Below are 19,101 nucleotides of genomic sequence, written 5' to 3'. Positions count from 1 at the left end.
CCAAAGGCCGGAGTTTTTTTATCAATATTATTTCAAGTCAGAACTAAATGGAATCGTATTCATACTCTTCGTCAGAAACGATAACAGAATTATCCTTCCAGAGCTTTTCAGGATCGCCAAAATTCTTCTTGGCTTCACGGAATCCCATGTTAAAGGCCTTGACGTTGATGTCTCTGATCTTTGCAGGCAGGACTTCTTCAAGGTTCTTACGCATGGTGCGTTGCTGTGCAAATGGCAGCAAGTAAGTTGCAGCACCCAAAACAATGGTATTCATAGCCTGAGGCAACCCCAGCTTCTCTTTGGCAAGCTTCGTAAAAGGCAGGCCGATAAACTGGTTAACCGGAGGCTGCTTGACCAGATCGGTTTCAATCATAAGCAGGCCGCCGGACTTCAGGTTACGATAATACATGTTACACGCTTCCTGACTCAGGGCGATAAGCAAATCAAGGGATTCAGCTTTTGGATAGCTGATCACACTGGATGAAATCACCAGATCGGAACGGCTGGCACCACCGCGGGCTTCCGGGCCGTAACTCTGGGTCTGGGTCACAAAATAGCCATGTCCCAGAGCAAGACCGGACCCCATAACCTTACCCAAAGTGAGAATACCCTGACCACCGAGACCGGAAAGGCGTATTTCAAATCTATCCAAAGATTGATTTTTCATTACGCACCTCCCTGACATCTAGCAGCCATTTCATAGAATTTCTCTTCCAGGCCGGGCTCATCCTTCTGTACGAATACGCCGGAAGGAACCTTGTTGGCTTTTTCCGCCTCGCTCAGCTTTTCATAACGCTCAATATCGACAACATCCTTCTTGAGCATTTTGTACATGTCCACCGGAGTCTTAAACTTGTTCTTACGTCCGTACTGTGTATGGCAGGGAGTAAGAATCTCTACAACGCCGAAACCGGGATTGCTGATGCCGTCCATGATCATCTGATCCAGCTTTTTTACGTGAAAAACAGTTCCGCGAGCCACATAGTTGGCCTTAGCAGCAGAGCAAAGCTCCACGCAATCAAAACTCTGCTCCATCTGACCAAGAGGGGTCGTCATGGAGAAAGAACCGGATGGAGTTGTAGGTGAACACTGTCCGCCGGTCATACCGTAAATGTTATTATTGAGGATAAGGGCAGTAACACCAATATTCCTGCGCGCTGCATGGATCAGGTGGTTACCACCGATAGCCATGGAGTCACCATCACCCATAACCACGATCACGTGCATATTGGGTTTAGCCATCTTGATTCCGGTAGCGAAAGTCAATGCACGGCCATGGGTGGTATGGACGGTATTAAAATCAACGTAAGCCGCCAGCCTGCCGGAACAGCCGATACCGGCCACCACGCAAACTTCATCTTTCTTGAGGCCGAGACCGTGGATAGATCTGATAAGTGAACCGAGCACAATGCCATGCCCGCAGCCTGCACAGAAAACGTGCGGAAACTTCTTATTATGCCTTAAGTACTCATGAATGAGCTGTGTACCTTTCATATCAACCATGACTACACCCGTGTTAAGACTTTGAGGATTTCAGCCGGGGTAATGATCTGCCCATCGACCTTATTGATTGTCCGCACGCTTACCTGACCGTTATTGACCCTTTTAACTTCTCTTGAAATCTGCCCCATATTCATTTCGGGAACAACAAGAGTGCTGGCCTTGGTCATAACCTTCTCTGTTGCTTTCCTTGGATAAGGGAACAGAGTTGAAAGCTTGAGCAATCCGGCCTTAACACCCAGATCGCGAGCCTGTTTAACAGCAAGCTCAGCTGAACGCGCCACTGTGCCGTAAGCAATGACAACAACATCCGCATCCTCAGTATTCACTTCATCAACCAGCTGCACATCATGCAGGAACTGATCAATTTTGCGGAACAACCGTTCGTTCAGTTCACGAACTTCATCAGGACGGGATGTGGGAAAACCATTTGTATCATGAGTCAACCCGGTAACATGAAAACGGTACCCTGAACCAATGGCTGGCATAGGCGGTACACCGCGCACGGTCTCTTCGTAAGGCTTATACCATTCCGGAGGCATCGTCGGTACAATACGGTTGAAGACCTCATATTCATCTTCATTGGGAATGATGATCTTCTCACGGGTATGAGCGGTAATCTCGTCAATAAGCAGGATTACCGGGGTGCGATATTTCTCTGCAAGGTTAAAAGCCTCGATGGTATTATCGAGACATTCCTGAACATTAGAAGCAGAAAGTACTATGATGGAATGATCGCCATGTGTCCCCCAACGGGCCTGCTGCACATCACCCTGAGCCGGGGAAGTGGGAAGACCGGTACTGGGACCGCCGCGCATGACGTTAACAATTACCAGCGGAGTCTCGGTAATGCATCCATATCCCAAATGCTCCTGCATAAGGGAAAAACCGGGACCGGAAGTAGCAGTCATAGCTTTCCTGCCTGCCAGCGACGCACCGATAACCGATCCGAGTCCACCGATCTCATCTTCCATCTGGATAAATGAACCATTAGGAATGAGCGGTAATCTCTGAGCCATTATCTCCATAATTTCCGATGAAGGAGTAATGGGATACCCGCCGTAAAAAGTACAGCCTGCCAGAAGCGCACCTTCAACAACAGCCTCGTTGCCCAGAGCGAAAATCTCTTTGTTTCTTTTTTTTCTAGGTCTGGCCATGGAAATTCACCTTATCCCTTTTTTTTACCGGAACCGGTTTTTTCCGCAGCTCCGCCGGAAGCGGCAGGCTCATCGGCTTTCCGGGCGGCCTTTTCAAGGACAGCCCTGCATACTGCAGGAATCTCGTCATCAACTTTAGGACGAACCATAATCGCGAAATCCGGGCAATGCAGCTCACAGAATCCACAATTAATACATTCTTCCTCCCGGATAACGACCGCCTTACCCTGATCGTTCAACTCCATGACCTTTGCCGGACAAAAGGCTGCGCAAATACCGCACCCCTTGCACCAGTCCGGAAAAATCGTAACCGTGCTATTTCCCTTGCGTTTGACACTCATAACCTGATCCAGGTTGAGGGTGACTCTAATAATCCGTTCCTCTTCTCCCCTTGAACGGACCAACCTTGCCGACAGCCTCGTAAACTTTTATTTTTACTAGGCCTAAATTCGGCCCTAGCATGGTAATTCCGCACATGCAACAGGAAACAGAACTTTTATGGCAATATTATAAAATAAGCATTACTTAATTGACATGAATATGCTTTGTACATAGATTATGAGAGGATGGACAATTGTGTAGCAAATGGTTTTTGATTGATTATACAATCATAAAATCTGCCCAAAAAAAGAGTCGGCTAAATGCCGACTCTCAAAATTCTACTCGCTATTGCATCACCAGAACAAACATTTTCTGAATATTACTTGCAGAAAAACATGCAACACATATTTTCAAGATTCAATTAAACATATTACCAACAATTAGTTCAGCTTAATTTCATTCTTGAAAAAGGATTCAACCTTGCTGCGGCTGATAGGCTTTGAAAACAAGTAACCCTGACCGAATTCACAACCTAGATCGCGCAATGAATCCTGCTGTTCAATCTCTTCCACACCTTCGGCAACAACGTTCAATCCGAGATTGTGAGCAAGATTAACGATTGCACGGACAATCTCAAAGTTCTCAGTAGACTCATTCATTTTACGCACAAAACTAAGGTCAATCTTCAGCTGATCAAGCGGAAATTCCTGCAGATTACTCATGGAAGAGTATCCTGTTCCGAAATCATCGATGGAAACCAGAACTCCTGCGGACTTAAGTCTATTGAGCATGTCCACAGACTGCTTGGCCCGCTCCATAATTGCCGTTTCAGTAATTTCAATTTTCAAATTTCGGGCTGGAAGATCAAATTCACTTAGCTTCGAAAGAATATTATCTACAAGTGCAGGCTGTGAGAACTGCCGAGGAGAAATATTAATGGACATCATCATTTCGGAAGCAGATTCGTAATTAACCTGCCAACTTTTCATCTGGCGGCAAGCTTCACTGACAACCCAACTGCCAAGTTCAAAAATAAGCCCAGACTCTTCAGCCATAGGAATAAATTCGCCGGGCATAACCAGACCGCGACGAGGATGATCCCAGCGTATTAAAGCCTCGAAGCCCACAACGCTTTGGCTTTGCAGAGAATATATAGGCTGGTAATCCAGATAGAGCTCATCTCCTGAAAGCATTGCCGCCCGGAGATCACTCTCAAGCTGCATAGCCTGTACAGCCTCTTCCAGCATCCTTTTATTGAAGACCTTGATCCTGTCCCTGCCGGACTCTTTAGCCTGATGCATGGCAACGTTGGCATTCTGGATAATTTCTTCCGGCTTGTCATACTCAGTAGGACTAAGCAAAACACCGTAGCTGGCAGCTATATTGATTTTATGCCCTTCGATCATAATGGGATCATTCAAGCAATCCCTTATGCGACGAACAATGCGGATACCTTCCCGCGGAGAAGCAAGCTCTTCGAGCACCACAATAAACTCATCGCCACCGAACCGGGACACCGTATCCAGCTCACGAATAGTTTGGAGTAATCGTTTAGAAACTTCCACCAGCAGTTTATCGCCGATATTGTGACCAAGGCTGTCATTAATGATTTTGAAACGGTCCAAATCCATGAACACAACCGCAAAATAGTAATTCTCACGGCGGCGGGAGCGCTCCACAGCCTGAAGTATTCGATCACAACATAGGGTGCGGTTGGCGAGTCCTGTAAGCGGATCATGCAGAGCTTCATATTGAAGCTGCTTTTCCATAAACTTGCGTTTTGTAATATCGCGCAAGGAAATTCTTAAGCCGAGCGAGGTTCCGTCATCTGCAAAAACCTGATGCCCGGTAAGAGAAACCCAGCGCAAGAGCCCATCCCTACGAAAAAGACGCATATCCGTACCATCGGCAGAGGGGAAAGTCCCGCGTAAGGCCTTCTGCCAGAACTCCCGGTCATTCTTGTGCAGAATATGCTCTACCCTGACCGGACCTTCCATGAAATACGCTTTGGGATAACCGGAAATACGTTCACATGAAGGACTCACATATTTGACCGCCCCGGTAGGCCCGATCCACATTTCCCAGTCAAATGTATATTCAGCAATGGTCCTGTACTCCTCTTCAGAAGCACGCAAAGCCTTTTCCATCATTTTGTAGCCGGAAACATCAGTAACAAATGCAAAAGTCAGTTTTACATTATCGCTTTCAAAAAGATTGGTAGCGTTGATAAAAATGTCAACTTCACGCCCCGTGCTATTAACAAAGCTGAGTTCAAATTTGTGGGAATGACCTTCGTTGTTCCGAAACCTTTCCGCAGCAGACTCTCCTAGAATTGCCCCGACATCTCCACCAAGAACTTCTTCGCGGGAAAGTCCTATCATGGTGCAGAAAGCAGGGTTCACATCAAGCAGAATCAAGGATTCATCAATCATGAAAAAACCTTCAGCGGTAGTTTCCACCAACGCACGGTAGCGTTTTTCACTTTTAACAAGTGAACGAGCGGCTTTCTCACGCATAAGAATTTCACCCTGCAAGACCTTATTCACTTCCTCAAGCCTGCTTTCACGACTGGCGATTTCTTCGGTCATGCGGTTGAACCGGGAACCGATCTCCAGCAATTCTATGTACTGAAATTCATCAAAGCGATATGAGAAATCCCCCATGGCGACCTTATCCATCCCTTTACGCAAGCGTGCTATTGGATTTCGGATAAAATAATCCATGAGAAAACCGGTGATTATGTAGATAACCGCAACTGAGGCAAGAAAAGTCAAACTGGATACAAACAGAATCCAGTCGAGATTGCGGCGGTAGATCCTGCTGCTGAGTTCCATACGGATGGACCCGATTTTTTCCTTGGAAATATACAGATCACGTACACGGACGATGGGGTTGTCATCTTTGTCGCCGGGACGCACAAAATTGAACAACACCTCACCGTTCATATCGACAATTTTAAGCTTAGCGAACTGTTCATTCTGGGTATAAGCACTGCAGACATGCTTAAGCGAGCCCATATCAAAGTTCCAGATAGGAAAAGTAACTGACTTGGCTAGCTGTTCAACATAATTATCAGCTTTATCTTCATATTCCTGACGCAACATTTTTGACCGGCCGAAATATTCATACGCCGTTACCAAACCGATAATAATGGCAAGCGCAAAAACAAGGCAGGCAGCCAGATCACGGGATATTGATCTTTCGCCCTTTTTGAATTTCAGTAATGATCTTTTTGAAGCGGTCGTATTCTCAGACATACCTTATTGCACCGGAAATAGCATTAACACTTGGAAAACCAATAGAATAAACTACAGTATTGTTTTCACACTTAACTTTCAAAGTCTATAATTAATAATCTGTCGCTGCGAAAAAGATCATATTTCACCGGAAAGATTCTTCTCAGCAAGAACAACTTCTGCAAGAGCGTTAATTACGCATGCCGCAAGAGCTGACCCTCCTTTTCTGCCCTCAATGGCAATATAAGGAATTGATTCACAATTCATCAACAATGCTTTGGATTCTGCAGCATTCACAAAACCGACAGGCATACCGACCACCAACGCCGGAGGTGCCATTTTCCCTTCTTCCACAAGATTAACCAGTCTGATGAGTGCTGTGGGAGCATTGCCTATAACGTGGATTGCGGGTTTCAAAGAAGAAGCTGCCAGTTCGAGAGCCGCATGAGCACGGGTTGTAGAATTCTTCTTGGCGGATGCAATAACTTGCGGGTCATTCATCAAACAGCGGACCTCACATCCCAAAGGAGTCATCCGGCGCATCGGAATCCCGCAACGGGCCATTTCGGTATCGGTAACAATTACACACCCAGCCCGCAATGCTGCAAGACCGGAAGCAACAGCTTCCGGATGAAAACGCACTAGATCAATCAGCTCGAAATCAGCAGTAGTATGGACCATGCGCCTAGCTATCTGCCATTCAAGACCGTCAAACCTGCGTGGTTCCGGGACTTCGGAATCAATAATTTCAAAAGACTTTTTTTCAATATCACCGGGCTTTGCCACGGCCATAAGTTCTACTTTCCCGGACAAAAATTATCTCCTTATTATAGCAAGGGAAGAGGAAGTACCTATCCTGCTGGCTCCTGCCTGCAACAGTTCTTGAGCCTGTTCATATGTTTTAATTCCCCCGCTGGCCTTTACGCCGATATCATCGCCAACAACAGAACGCATAAGCTTGATATCTTCTACACAAGCGCAGCCGGGAGCAAATCCGGTGCATGTCTTAACAAAAGAGGCACCCGCTGTCACCGCAAGATCACAAGCAATCTTTTTCTGTTCATCATCAAGAAGTCCGGTTTCGATAATCGCCTTTACCGGCACTCCGCCTGCACCTTCCACGGTCATAAAAATATCATTCAAAAAAGCTTTACGGTCATCAGCTTTTAAAGCCCCAATATTGACCACCATATCCAATTCGCGTGCACCTTTTTCCACAGCACGCATGGCTTCTAACATTTTCACTTCCGACAAGGTCGATCCTGAAGGAAAACCGATTACGGAACAAACGATAGGCTTTTCACCGGACAACAACTCAGCCGCGCGGGCTATATGAGAAGGATGGACACAAACAGAGGCAAAATCGTACTGCACGGCCTCCCGGCACAGCTGTTCAATATCTGCTGGAACCGCTGTTACGTTCAACAAGGTGTGGTCAATGTACGAAGCAAGTTTCTCTATTTTGTCCATGTCCGCCTCCCGGCTTTAAAAATTGAAAAACACGATTCAGCGGCCGACAGATAATGCCATCCCTGAAACTAGACCATACTTCCCATTAGAACGACATTAATCGAATTAGAAATTTCGGTCAAAATAAAGTTACACAAGCGCAAAAGAAAACCCCTGCTTCATATGAAACAGGGGCAAATCTGCTTTAATCCTTCAAGATAACTAACGATCCCTAGCCTGGTACTTAGCCATATGCGCTTCCATCCGGCGGCTGGCCCAAGTGAGTACGTAGCAGACAATAAAGTAAAGAATCGCAATGGTAATAAAGATTTCAGTAGGTGCGGACAAGGTCCTGTTGTTAACCTGTGTTGCAGTACGGGTCAGCTCGTTTACCCCGATGATATACGCAAGTGATGTATCCTTGGTCAGGGATACGAACTGGTTAACAAAAGAAGGAATCATATTTCGCAAGGCCTGCGGCAGAATAACGTAACGCATGGCCTGAACATGTGAAAGCCCTGTCCCGCGCGCAGCTTCCATCTGTCCTCTGGGTAGTGCGATAACCCCCGCCTTAACAATTTCACCAATGTACGCTCCGGTGAAAACGATAAAAGCGATCAAGGCACAGTGAAACTCCGGAAGAGATCTACCAAGCACAACCGGTGCAAGGAAATAGAACCAGAATATAAGCATCAACAGCGGCACACCGCGGATGACCTCAATATAGATTACAGAAACGGTTTTAACCGCCCTATTGCGAGAAAGACGCATCAGACCTGCAGCAAGACCGATCCAGAAGGCACCGAAAATACCAAGCATCGCCAGAATAATACTGGCTGCCAAGCCGCCGATAGGTCCATCAGGAAAGGCGCCCCATAAAAAATAATCAAAGTTGTTCCAAACTACATCCCATTGCACGAGACGCCACTCCTAGTATTTAATTTGCAGCAGGAAATGCTTGTTATACATATTGATCATGAGTGACACGACCAAAGAGATACACAGATAGATAAGGGTCGCCACAGTAAAAGCTTCGAATCCGTGGAAAGTATAGGATTCAATCTGGCGGGCCATGTAAGTGAGGTCCATAACCCCGATAGTCATGACCAGTGACGAGTTTTTAATAAGGTTCAGCGACTGTGAAATAAGTGGAGGTATAATGATTCTGAAAGCCTGCGGCAGAATAACGTAGCGGTAGGCCTGCAGAAAGGAAAGCCCGGTTGCACGCGAGGCTTCCAGCTGGTTCTTGGGGATGGAGTTGATTCCGGCCCTGATTTCCTCTGCCACAAAGGCAGCGGTATAAACGGTCAGAGAGATTACCCCGGCCGCAAATTCGAAATCATGATCATATAGCCATTCGTTTACCGAATCTGGCAGAATGGAATAGGAACCGAAATACCAGAAAAATATCTGAATCAGCAAAGGAGTGTTTCTAAAAAACTCAACAAAAGCAAAGCTGAACCATTCAAAGGGCTTGAACTTGGACATACGCATAACTGCGACAACAGTTCCAAGAAGCAAAGTGAATACGATAGATACAGCAGATATTTGAAGGGTAACTTTAACCCCGTCAATAATCCACTGCCCGTATTGTCCGCTAAGAACCAGATTCCAATCAAACTGATAATTCAAAACATCTATCCGTTGTTTTCGGGAAGACCGCGCGAACACGGCCTCCCCGTTATCTTACATAACTAAAACCTAGAGCCACGCCCTCAGAATAAATCCATTTCAAATGTATATTGGATGGACACGGCACTATATGACCGTCGGCTTAGGGCCAAACTTCCATGTTCCAGGTGAGGGGCAGGTAGTATTTGGTGTCAGGACCAAACCATTTGTTGTATGCTTTTTTGTAGTCGCCGGACTTCCACATTTTAATGAGAGCCTGGTTTACAGCATCGCGGAAGTTGGATTCGTTCTCAGGAAGACCGATACCGTAAGGCTCGGGGGAGATGAACTCTCCTACGATTTCCCATTTTTCGGGGTTGGGATCGGAGTTTTTGAGACCGAGAAGGATGGTGGAGTCAGTGGTTACAGCTTTAACTTTACCCTGCTTGAGAGCAAGCATTGCCTGAGGATAACCTTCAAAGGAGAGAACCTTACAGTCAGGCTGTGCAGCCATGATGTTCTGCTCGGAAGTGGAACCTTTAGCGGTACCTACTTTTTTTCCTTTCAGGTCAGCAACAGAGTTGATGCCGGCACCTTTTTTAACGAGCAGCTTCTGACCGTCCATAAAGTAAGTGATGGAAAAGTCGATGGTGTCGTCACGCGCAATCTTGTGAGTCATGGTAGCAGCAGCAAGGTCAATGGAGCCCTGAACAACCATGGGGATACGGGTGGCGGAAGTTACGGGTTTGAACTCAGCCTTCACACCCAGTTCCTTAGCGATGTAATTACAGATGTCGATATCCAGACCGACGAGCTTCTTGGTGTCTTCATCGATGTAACCGAAGGGAACAACGGCATCTTTAACACCGCACATCAGAACACCGCGGGCTTTTACTTCCTGCAGTTTGTCAGCCATTGCGACAGATGCGCAAAGAGCCATCGCCAAAACCATAGCAACAATAATTGAGAGTCTTCTCATCAGGGTCCTCCTGAAAAATTTAAGGTTACCTACCAATATCGCCGGCAAGTGCGATACTTACAATATCTCCTTCAAGAACATTTTTGCTCTTTCATGCTTGGGATTGCGAAAGAACTCCTCCGGGGGAGCCTGTTCGATAACCTCACCGCCATCCATGAAAATTACGCGGTCTGCCACTTCACGGGCAAAACCCATTTCATGGGTAACGCAAAGCATAGTCATGCCTTCGCGGGCAAGGTCTTTCATTACATTGAGAACTTCGTTGATCATTTCCGGGTCCAGCGCGGAAGTAGGCTCGTCAAAAAGCATAGCCTTGGGCTTCATGGCCAGAGCCCTTGCGATAGCAACACGCTGCTGCTGTCCACCGGAAAGTTCTGCGGGATATTTATGGGCCTGATCGTGAATTCCAACCCTTTCAAGAAGGTAAAGTGCTGTTTCCTCAGCTTCAGCCTTGGGAACATTTCGCACTTTCAGAGGCGCAAGGGTTACATTATCCAATACGGTCAGGTGGGGATAAAGGTTGAACTGCTGGAAAACAATACCGATTTCTGCACGCAGCTCATTGATATTTACACTCTTGTCAAGAATGTCCTTATCATCAAATGTGATTGTCCCTTTCTGGTAATCTTCGAGTCTGTTGATACAGCGGATGAAAGTACTCTTACCTGAACCACTGGGGCCACAGATTACAAGTACTTCACCTTTATCAACATGGTCATTGATACCTTTTAAAACATGAAAATCCCCGTACCACTTGTGGAGATTCTTAATTTCAATCATTGCCATAATGCTTAACTCCAACTCCCGTACTGTTTATTAAGTTCAGGACCGGCCGTGACAGTAAATAAAAGCGTGTATTGATAATTACGGCCGCCATTCTCCAAGCTAGTATTGATATCGCTCAGAATTCAAGAATGAGAGACTTTTATAGCTTAAAACGATGAAAAGTCAAGGAATTAACCCCTTTTTTCCATTTATGTATAATCGTAAAAATAATTTGCCGAAGATGCAAAACGGCATTAATTCTGACCTCGTCTCACTCTCACCTAGAAACTTCATTTTGGCGCAACCACGGGCTCCCAGAAACTTAGACAACACATAACACCTTTATTAGCACAAGTGAAATCAATATACAAAAAAGACAAATGTTTTTTTACGGAAAAATGAAATTTGAATAATTTTATTCTTTTTTTATAAATTTTGACGGAAAACCTACCCCCGCATATCTTTATTCACTTACAATAAATCTTCAGACAGACTCACGCGTCCTTTTAAAACAAGCCCTAAAGACCTCAACCCATCATATTCACACAACAAAACCACAATTGCCATAGTTGTAATTTTTTTGATTGATCAAACAATCTACACCTGTAACTAGGGATAAACACAACACATCAGCCGACATCTGCGGGAATAAACAATCAAAAAAAAGCGGGAACAGGTTGAACCTGTTCCCGCTGAGTCAGCTTGTATGGAATATCGAAATTATTCGTCAGTAATGAAAGCCACCGCGCATGCTCCGGGACCGGAATGGAGTCCCAGCACAGGAGAAGCCTCAACAACAAATTCAGGCTCTGCGCCAAACTCAGCTTTCAGCACGCAGCTAAACTTCTCTGCTGTCTCTGGAGCATCTGCGTGTGAAATGGCATACCTGAGATTGCCACGTCCATATGCATTATCTTTAACCAGCTTGATCAATGCGTCTTCCTGACGCTTAACGCCGAAAGACTTAGCAACAACCTTAGGATGACCTTCTCCGGCAAACTGCAGAATAGGCTTAATATTCAAAGCCTTAGCAATTAAGCCCTGTCCTTTGCTCAAACGGCCGCCACGTACGGCATAATCAAGACAGTCAATAGTAACGAAAATCTTAACGTTCTCCACAGCTCTATCAGCAACCCTGCGGACCTCAGCAGCAGTAGCACCCTTCTTAGCTGCACGAGCAGCTTCAAGCACTGGCAGACCGAGACCAATAGTCAACATTTTGCTATCAATAGCGGAAACATTATCAAAAGGATTGCTTACAGTCAGGGCATTCTGGAATGTCCCGCTAAGCACTTTAGCAACATGCAGAGAGACAACATCTTCATAATCAGAAGAAACCTTGGCGTAGGCACGCTTCATATCGCCGGGAGTCGGCTGGGAAGAAAGCGCTCTCTTTGCAGAAGGAAGAATTTTATAGAATTCACTGGAACTGAGAGTCACCCGATCGATGTATTCATTTTCATCGATAGATAAGCGCATAGGAACTACGCGAATATCATACTCTTCCAGAACTTCATCAGGAAGGTCGCAGGTACTGTCAGTGAGAATACCAACTGTGCGATCATCGGCGAGGAGGCGTTTATGCTGAACCAGCATATCGTCAACTTTGCGTTTAACCACTTCACCGTAATTGCTTACGATCTTTTCTACTGCATCAGGATCATTAGTATGAATATGAATTTTAACCGATGCAGGAGTTCCCGCAACGATCAAGCTGTCACCCATTTCACTGATGGCACCCCGAATAGCAACGCGGTCAACATCCTGTCCTTTGATGAGAAATTCAGTGCAAAAGCGGAAATCAAGAGATTCAACCGCGACCTTGTCCTGAACATTTGCAAAGGATTTGGAGTTACGAGCATCAGGCAGAAAACTTCTTTCTATTTTGCCGTTCTCCAGCAAGTCTACAATACCTTCCAGAAGATAGACAAAACCTTGCGCTCCAGCATCAACAACACCGGCGGCCTTAAGTTCGGCTAACTTTTCAGTAGTACACTTTGCGGAGTTCCGCGCGTATTCAAGAGAATCGGAAAGCAGGTGATGGAAATCACGATAGCTCTCACCGTTAGCATGCAGATGAGCAGCCCAATCACGGATAACACTAAGAATGGTTCCGTCTTTGGGGTCAGAAATGGCCTCGCAGGAACGCTTGGCAGCCAAGGAAGCCGCCTGAGCGAAATCTGCGGGAGAAAGTTTAGGCATATCCTTCACGCCCTCTGCGAATCCGCAAAGGAACTGCGCCAGAATAGCACCGGAATTACCTTTGGCCCCGTCAAGGGCGGATTCCGCAATCATGGCGGTCATTTTCTCAATCGAGCGCTCCACAGATTTACCGGTGGAACTTACTATGCTGCGCATTGTACCGGCCATATTGGCCCCGGTATCACCATCGGGAACCGGAAACACGTTGATAGCATCCAAATGCGGGGAATTGGCTATCAGTTTGCTTGCGGCGGCCACAACTCCCCTCCTGAAGCGGACACCGTCAACATAGTCAATTTTCACAGTATTTGCTGTAGTCATATATAAAAAGAGCTAAATATTTTTTTTAATGTGGCAAAATAAACGTTGTAACGATCGTCACAAAAAGCAGCCTCTTCCTGCATGTAATATGAACAAAAATCAAGTTATTATACAAATAAATGCATCTGTGTTTTTTTCAAACATTCAGAAATAAACATCAACCGCCTTTTAAGGAGCTATAAATTAGGCTATATAACAATTATATTTTAGCAGTAAGGAGATTTTGCCCATGCCTCGGATTAAAGCATCCACCTCAGTACATTATGTCCAACGCTTGAAGCTTCTATTACTCTCCCTGTTGTTTTGCATCCTGCTTTCAGGATGCAAGGATGATAAAAAGGCTACTGGTGGCTACCCACCCGCCCCAGTCACTGTAGCAAAAGCTGAACTGAAAAATACACCGTACTACCTAACTGCTATCGGAACAGTGAAAGCTGTGGACACTATCACCGTACGCTCAAGGGTTACCGGATATCTAAGCAAAATTTTCATTGAGAACGGACAGTATGTGAATAAAGGGCAGCAGCTTTTCACCATGGACCCATCTCCCTATGAAGCTTCCATAGGACAGCTCAAAGCAGAGCTTGCTTCCGACATTACCAAGTATGAACAAGCCAAAAAAGATTACAACCGCTACCGGGATCTTGTGCGGCGTAAGGTTGTCAGCGAAGAAAATTATGAAGAGAAGCGTCTGGACATGAAAACTGCCAGTGATGCAATCGCCGTGACCAGAGCCAAACTTACTGATGCCCAAAATGACCTCAACTACTGCTTCATCCGCTCCCCCATCAACGGTCTTGCAGGTTACGTAACGCCCACAGAGGGCAACCTGATTGAAGAAAACAAAGACGAACTGGTCGTCATCAACAAAATTTCACCCATTGCTGTGAATTTCTACCTGCCGCAAAAATATCTGGCGGAAGTTCAAAAATATTCAGCGAACAAGACCCTTGAAGTGCTCGCCATCACCGAGGGGCGGGGCAAACCTGAGAGCGGCGAGCTGACCTTTATTGATAATAATGTGGACACCAAAACAGGAACAATCTGGATGCAGGGACGCTTTGCCAACACGGACAAAGCTCTTTGGCCCGGTAACTATGTAGAAATACGTCTTAAACTTTACGATGAAAATGTAATCAATATCCCTATGGAGGCAACCTGCACCGGACCGAATGGAAAATTTATCTGGATAGCACACAGCAATAATACAGTTGATATGCGCCCGGTTGCAGTCGATCGCAGAGCCGGGAAAATGGATATAATTACTGAAGGCCTTAAGGATAAAGAGACCATAATTACTGATGGTCAATTACGTCTTTACCCCGGTGCAGCCGTTACTATTAAAGGAAAAGCCACAAATTCAACGACACCTGCAGCTCACGCACAGAACGGTGAATAACCATGAATATCACCGAACTTTTCATCAAACGCCCGGTCATGACCTCTCTCGTGGTCATCGGCATGGTCTTTTTCGGAATCGTCGGGTATCTGCGACTCCCGGTAAGTTACCTGCCTGCGGTTGAATTCCCGACCCTGCAGGTTACAGCCACCCTGCCCGGAGCCAGTGCCTCGACAATGGCTTCGTCAGTAGCAACACCGCTGGAAAAAGAATTCACCTCCACCCCGGGACTACGCTCCATGAGTTCTGTGAACTCGCAAGGTCAAACCCTGATTACCCTACAGTTCGACCTAGACCGCAACATTGACGGAGCAGCCTCGGACACACAGGCCGCTATTTCACGTGCCAGCGGCAATCTGCCCACCGACCTTCCGCAGCAGCCCTACTATGAAAAATTCAACCCTGCTGACGATCCGGTTTTGTATATGGCAATCTGGTCGGAATCTCTCCCTTTATATAAGGTAAACGAGTACACCACCACCTTCCTGACCGACACCATTTCCATGGTCAACGGCGTCTCGAAGGTCGATGTCTATGGGGAATCAAAACTGGCGGTACGTGTACGCGTAAACCCGGAGAAACTGGCCGCACGAGGCATGAATATAGATGACATCCGTCAGGCCATTGCCGACCAGAACGTTAAAGAACCGGTCGGTACATTGGATAACAAGGAGCAGTCCGTAACCATAGAATCCACCGGACAGCTGAAGAATGCCGACGAATTCATGCCGATGATTTTTGAGTCGGAAGGCGGCAGGACAGTGCGCCTCTCCGAAGTGGGTGAGGTTATCAACTCTGTGCAATCGGATAAATCAGGATCATGGATTGACGGTAAACGCGGTATCGTTATCGCCATCAAAAAACAGCCCGGGTCAAATACTATTCAGGTATGCGAAACCATCCGGGAAATGCTGCCAACCATCCGCAACCAGATCCCTGCCGGGATACAAATGAAGGTACTCTATGACCGTTCCGAGCCCATCAAAGAAGCTGTCGATGATGTGCAGGTAACCCTGCTGCTGGCGATTTTTTTCGTTATCTGCGTTATCTTCTTTTTCCTGAAAAACATATCTGCCACAATCATTGCTTCCGTGGCAGTCCCGGTGTCCATAGTCTTCACTTTCGCCATCATGTATGTGCTGGGCTATTCTCTGGATACCCTATCATTGCTGGCCTTAACCCTTTCCGTAGGATTTGTTGTCGATGATGCAGTGGTCATGATCGAAAATATTGTCCGCCATTTGGAAACAGGCAAGAAGCCTTATCAGGCAGCGTTGGACGGAGCGAAGCAGATCACCTTTACCATTATATCCATGACCCTGTCGCTGGCGGTCGTCTTTATTCCGCTCATGTACATGTCGGGGATCATCGGGCGTATCCTTCATGAATTTGCTATGACCATCACCGTAGCAATTCTTGCCTCGGGCGTGGTTTCCTTAACCATGACCCCCATGCTTGCCAGCCGCATTCTTAAACCCGGAAGCAAGCTTTCCGAATCCGATCCCATATTTGATTTCCTGCTACGCATGTATGACCGCTCTCTTCATTTTGTCATGCGTCATCGGGCGTGGACTATGGGTGCAGCCGCGCTGATTCTGCTGGCGACCATTCACTTTTTCATGGTCATCCCCAAGGGATTCCTGCCCACCGATGATATGAGCTATTGTCAGGGATTCGCACAGGCCAAGCAGGGAATTTCCTACAATGCCATGAAAGATCATATCAAAAAGCTTGAACCGATCCTCATGGACGATCCGAATATTAAAAGTGTCATTACCGTGGCCGGAGCACCTATCCAGAACCAAGGATATGTTTTCCCCATGCTCACACCTCCGGGTGATCGCGATATGACTGCGGATCAGGTAGCCCGCCAGCTCATGTATAAGTTGAACAATGAACCGGGCATCATGGTCTGGATTCAAAATCCGCCCATGATCAGGCTGACTGCGAAATCAACTAAAAACCTTTACCAGTACACAGTGCAGGCCCCTGATCAACAGGAACTCTTTTCAATTGCTCCCAAATTTGAAATGCAGATGCGCCAGATTCCGTTCCTGACCGGACTGACCTCGGACCTGCTGGATCAGAATCCTGAACTCTGGGTCAAGATAGACCGTGACAAGGCCTCCTACTATGGAGTCACCGCTCACGATATCGAGAACACACTTAATTCCGCATACTCAGAACGCAAAGTTTCAACCATTTACGGAGATACGGACCAGTACTGGGTAATCCTGCAGGTGCTGCCATACAACCAGCGCGATCCCCGCGACCTGATGAAACTCCATGTCGCCAACAAGAACGGCGACCTGATCAGGCTGGACAACCTTGCCAGCTTTGAAGAGAAACCCGGCCCCATGCAGGTCAACCATACCGGCATGCTGCCCTCAGTGACTTATTCCTTCAACATTGCTCCGGGCTATTCCCTGAGTGATGCAACTGCGGCCATTAACGATCTGGCCCTCAACAATCTACCGGATACCGTGGTCTCCAACTTTGAAGGTACTGCTGATGAATTCCAGAAATCCATGGCCAGCGTTTATTTCCTGCTTGCCATCGCGATATTTGTCATCTTCATGATTCTGGGGATTCTTTATGAAAGCTACATCCATCCCATCACCATCATCTCCGGGTTGCCATCTGCGGCAATCGGCGGACTTTTGACCCTGACCATTTTCGGCAAGGACCTAGATTTATTTGGCATTGTCGGGGTCATTATGCTTATCGGTATCGTAAAGAAAAATGCCATTATGGTGGTAGACTTTGCTCTTGAAGCTGAAGAAAAAGAGAACCTTTCCCCGTCAGAAGCGGCAATGAAAGGATCGCTGGAAAGATTCCGCCCGATCATGATGACCACCATCGCTGCCATTGCCGGAGCCATGCCCATCGCTCTGGGACTCGGTGCCGGTGCACAGGCCCGTCAGCCCATGGGTCTTGCAATTGTGGGCGGTCTGATTCTCTCACAGGTAGTAACCCTTTACCTGACCCCCGTCTTCTACACCTATATGGATTCGTACCAGAAGTGGTCCTATGAACGTGGTCGAGCCAAACGTGATTTACTCGGCATTCCACATGAACAGGATTAAACGCCAAAAAGAAACCCCGACTCTAAACAACTAGAGTCGGGGTTTCTCAATACGTATGATAGTTATCTACCAGTTCATCATCCCTACTGCATGCTTCATATCTGGAGCAAATTTAAGGAAACGATCCATGTACAACATCTCAAGGTTCTTCATGATCCTTTCAGGGACATCGGTAAAAACAACCATTCCCCCGTTTCGATCCGCTGTCTTGTGGGTGTTGATGAGCATTCCAAGACCGACACTATCAATCAAACTTGCGTACCTGAGGTTGATGATAATTTTGCAGCCCTGCTCAGCAGCTGCGCTATAAATTCTATTCTTGAAGAACTTCACAGTGGAATTACTGATCCGTCCCTTGGGTGCAAAAATGGTGAACTCCCCTTTCTGGCGCTCAATAAAATCAAACTGAGCATCAAAAGCCTGATTAACCACAGAGTCGAGACTCTGCATAGTGTCAGAATTTTGCCCCTCTACCTTTTCCTTTAACTTCAAGGCATTGGACCCGAGGCCGCTGCGCTTCACACTGTCATTTATGTTAGTCATACTCAGGATGATGCATCATAGATGCCAATACTCAAGCTAACGTGTTATAAATTTAGCAAATAAAAAAGCGAACCTGAAAACAGATTCGCTTCAAAAAAACATATGCATTAAAAACTACCAGTTAAAGTCACCTAATGCAGAATCAACATTGGTACTAAAATTCAAATACTTATCCATATGCAACATCTTCATATTTTTAAAAATAAAATCTGAAAGATCACAAAAAACTATCTTCCCGCCATAGTCATCCGCCTTTTTATGGGCAGCGATCATGACTCCTAATCCAACGCTGTCTATGGATTCCACATCGCTGCAAGACATAACAATTTTACAACCTTCATCACGACTCAAATTGTATAACTGATCTCTAAACAACGATACGGTTGCTGTATTAAGACTCCCTTTAGGATTTAAAACCACAATGTCCTCAATCCAATTTTCCGTAAAATCGAAATTAACAGGCTCCTTACCGGCCTGTTTAGAAACATAATCGTCAGTTACGCTACTGAAATTGCGCATTATAAACCTGCAT

General features: G+C 46.3%; 16 protein-coding genes. 2 read left to right on the top strand and 14 right to left on the bottom strand.

Annotated elements, in window-relative coordinates:
- Positions 1-43: 43 nt before the first annotated feature.
- The 12 genes from ACNI23_RS03265 to ACNI23_RS03210 form a co-directional block, all read right to left on the bottom strand.
- Positions 44-667, bottom strand: coding sequence for a 2-oxoacid:acceptor oxidoreductase family protein (locus tag ACNI23_RS03265; RefSeq protein WP_420246738.1), 624 nt, complete (start codon positions 665-667; stop codon positions 44-46).
- Positions 667-1,503 (bottom strand): 2-oxoacid:ferredoxin oxidoreductase subunit beta, encoded by an 837-nt coding sequence (locus ACNI23_RS03260; RefSeq protein WP_420246736.1) that lies wholly within the window; start codon positions 1,501-1,503, stop codon positions 667-669. Before ACNI23_RS03260 ends, ACNI23_RS03265 begins: the two co-directional genes overlap by 1 nt.
- 2 nt (positions 1,504-1,505) lie before the next feature.
- Complete coding sequence (locus ACNI23_RS03255) at positions 1,506-2,657, bottom strand: 2-oxoacid:acceptor oxidoreductase subunit alpha (RefSeq protein WP_420246734.1); 1,152 nt, start codon at positions 2,655-2,657, stop codon at positions 1,506-1,508.
- 11 nt (positions 2,658-2,668) lie between these two features.
- Positions 2,669-2,998: a 4Fe-4S dicluster domain-containing protein gene (locus ACNI23_RS03250; protein WP_420246732.1), complete on the bottom strand. Its 330-nt coding sequence runs from the start codon at positions 2,996-2,998 to the stop codon at positions 2,669-2,671.
- Between the two features lie 420 nt (positions 2,999-3,418).
- Positions 3,419-6,235: an EAL domain-containing protein gene (locus ACNI23_RS03245; RefSeq protein WP_420246730.1), complete on the bottom strand. Its 2,817-nt coding sequence runs from the start codon at positions 6,233-6,235 to the stop codon at positions 3,419-3,421.
- Between the two features lie 117 nt (positions 6,236-6,352).
- Entirely contained in the window at positions 6,353-7,027 is a 675-nt protein-coding gene (locus ACNI23_RS03240) for a precorrin-8X methylmutase (protein WP_420246728.1), read from the bottom strand.
- Positions 7,028-7,030: 3 nt separating this feature from the next.
- Positions 7,031-7,684 carry a deoxyribose-phosphate aldolase gene (deoC, locus tag ACNI23_RS03235; RefSeq protein WP_420246726.1) on the bottom strand — a complete coding sequence of 218 codons (654 nt, stop codon included), beginning with the start codon at positions 7,682-7,684 and terminating at the stop codon, positions 7,031-7,033.
- Positions 7,685-7,885: 201 nt separating this feature from the next.
- On the bottom strand, positions 7,886-8,581 hold the full coding sequence (locus tag ACNI23_RS03230) for an amino acid ABC transporter permease (RefSeq protein ID WP_420246724.1): 696 nt from the start codon (positions 8,579-8,581) through the stop codon (positions 7,886-7,888).
- Between the two features lie 12 nt (positions 8,582-8,593).
- Positions 8,594-9,295 carry an amino acid ABC transporter permease gene (locus ACNI23_RS03225; RefSeq protein ID WP_420246723.1) on the bottom strand — a complete coding sequence of 234 codons (702 nt, stop codon included), beginning with the start codon at positions 9,293-9,295 and terminating at the stop codon, positions 8,594-8,596.
- Between the two features lie 142 nt (positions 9,296-9,437).
- Complete coding sequence (locus ACNI23_RS03220) at positions 9,438-10,253, bottom strand: ABC transporter substrate-binding protein (protein WP_015851400.1); 816 nt, start codon at positions 10,251-10,253, stop codon at positions 9,438-9,440.
- Between the two features lie 57 nt (positions 10,254-10,310).
- Positions 10,311-11,039 (bottom strand): amino acid ABC transporter ATP-binding protein, encoded by a 729-nt coding sequence (locus ACNI23_RS03215; protein ID WP_420246721.1) that lies wholly within the window; start codon positions 11,037-11,039, stop codon positions 10,311-10,313.
- A 699-nt stretch (positions 11,040-11,738) separates the two neighbouring features.
- On the bottom strand, positions 11,739-13,478 hold the full coding sequence (locus ACNI23_RS03210) for a DegV family protein (RefSeq protein WP_420246719.1): 1,740 nt from the start codon (positions 13,476-13,478) through the stop codon (positions 11,739-11,741).
- A gap of 292 nt (positions 13,479-13,770) precedes the next feature.
- Between ACNI23_RS03210 and ACNI23_RS03205 the strand changes: the two genes are divergently transcribed.
- Positions 13,771-14,940 carry an efflux RND transporter periplasmic adaptor subunit gene (locus tag ACNI23_RS03205; RefSeq protein WP_420246717.1) on the top strand — a complete coding sequence of 390 codons (1,170 nt, stop codon included), beginning with the start codon at positions 13,771-13,773 and terminating at the stop codon, positions 14,938-14,940.
- A 2-nt stretch (positions 14,941-14,942) separates the two neighbouring features.
- On the top strand, positions 14,943-18,026 hold the full coding sequence (locus ACNI23_RS03200; protein WP_420246716.1) for an efflux RND transporter permease subunit: 3,084 nt from the start codon (positions 14,943-14,945) through the stop codon (positions 18,024-18,026).
- 66 nt (positions 18,027-18,092) lie between these two features.
- Here ACNI23_RS03200 and ACNI23_RS03195 read toward each other — a convergent pair whose 3' ends face one another.
- Both ACNI23_RS03195 and ACNI23_RS03190 read right to left on the bottom strand, forming a co-directional pair.
- On the bottom strand, positions 18,093-18,569 hold the full coding sequence (locus tag ACNI23_RS03195; RefSeq protein ID WP_420246715.1) for an STAS domain-containing protein: 477 nt from the start codon (positions 18,567-18,569) through the stop codon (positions 18,093-18,095).
- A 114-nt stretch (positions 18,570-18,683) separates the two neighbouring features.
- Positions 18,684-19,088 carry an STAS domain-containing protein gene (locus ACNI23_RS03190; protein ID WP_420246714.1) on the bottom strand — a complete coding sequence of 135 codons (405 nt, stop codon included), beginning with the start codon at positions 19,086-19,088 and terminating at the stop codon, positions 18,684-18,686.
- Positions 19,089-19,101 lie beyond the last annotated feature (13 nt).

The sequence above is a fragment of the Maridesulfovibrio pacificus (SeqCode) genome (assembly GCF_048612815.1).
Classification (GTDB): Bacteria; Desulfobacterota; Desulfovibrionia; order Desulfovibrionales; family Desulfovibrionaceae; genus Maridesulfovibrio; species Maridesulfovibrio pacificus.
Note: the sequence above shows the minus strand (reverse complement) of the source record. Positions and strands in the feature narration are given on the sequence as shown.

Bases quoted from the DNA above. Each gene is read 5' to 3' on its own strand.
- ACNI23_RS03265 (WP_420246738.1), bottom strand. From the start codon at position 667: ATGAAAAATCAATCTTTGGATAGATTTGAAATACGCCTTTCCGGTCTC.
- ACNI23_RS03260 (WP_420246736.1), bottom strand. From the start codon at position 1,503: ATGGTTGATATGAAAGGTACACAGCTCATTCATGAGTACTTAAGGCAT.
- ACNI23_RS03255 (WP_420246734.1), bottom strand. From the start codon at position 2,657: ATGGCCAGACCTAGAAAAAAAAGAAACAAAGAGATTTTCGCTCTGGGC.
- ACNI23_RS03250 (WP_420246732.1), bottom strand. From the start codon at position 2,998: ATGAGTGTCAAACGCAAGGGAAATAGCACGGTTACGATTTTTCCGGAC.
- ACNI23_RS03245 (WP_420246730.1), bottom strand. From the start codon at position 6,235: ATGTCTGAGAATACGACCGCTTCAAAAAGATCATTACTGAAATTCAAA.
- deoC (WP_420246726.1), bottom strand. From the start codon at position 7,684: ATGGACAAAATAGAGAAACTTGCTTCGTACATTGACCACACCTTGTTG.
- ACNI23_RS03220 (WP_015851400.1), bottom strand. From the start codon at position 10,253: ATGAGAAGACTCTCAATTATTGTTGCTATGGTTTTGGCGATGGCTCTT.
- ACNI23_RS03215 (WP_420246721.1), bottom strand. From the start codon at position 11,039: ATGGCAATGATTGAAATTAAGAATCTCCACAAGTGGTACGGGGATTTT.
- ACNI23_RS03205 (WP_420246717.1), top strand. From the start codon at position 13,771: ATGCCTCGGATTAAAGCATCCACCTCAGTACATTATGTCCAACGCTTG.
- ACNI23_RS03200 (WP_420246716.1), top strand. From the start codon at position 14,943: ATGAATATCACCGAACTTTTCATCAAACGCCCGGTCATGACCTCTCTC.
- ACNI23_RS03195 (WP_420246715.1), bottom strand. From the start codon at position 18,569: ATGACTAACATAAATGACAGTGTGAAGCGCAGCGGCCTCGGGTCCAAT.
- ACNI23_RS03190 (WP_420246714.1), bottom strand. From the start codon at position 19,088: ATGCGCAATTTCAGTAGCGTAACTGACGATTATGTTTCTAAACAGGCC.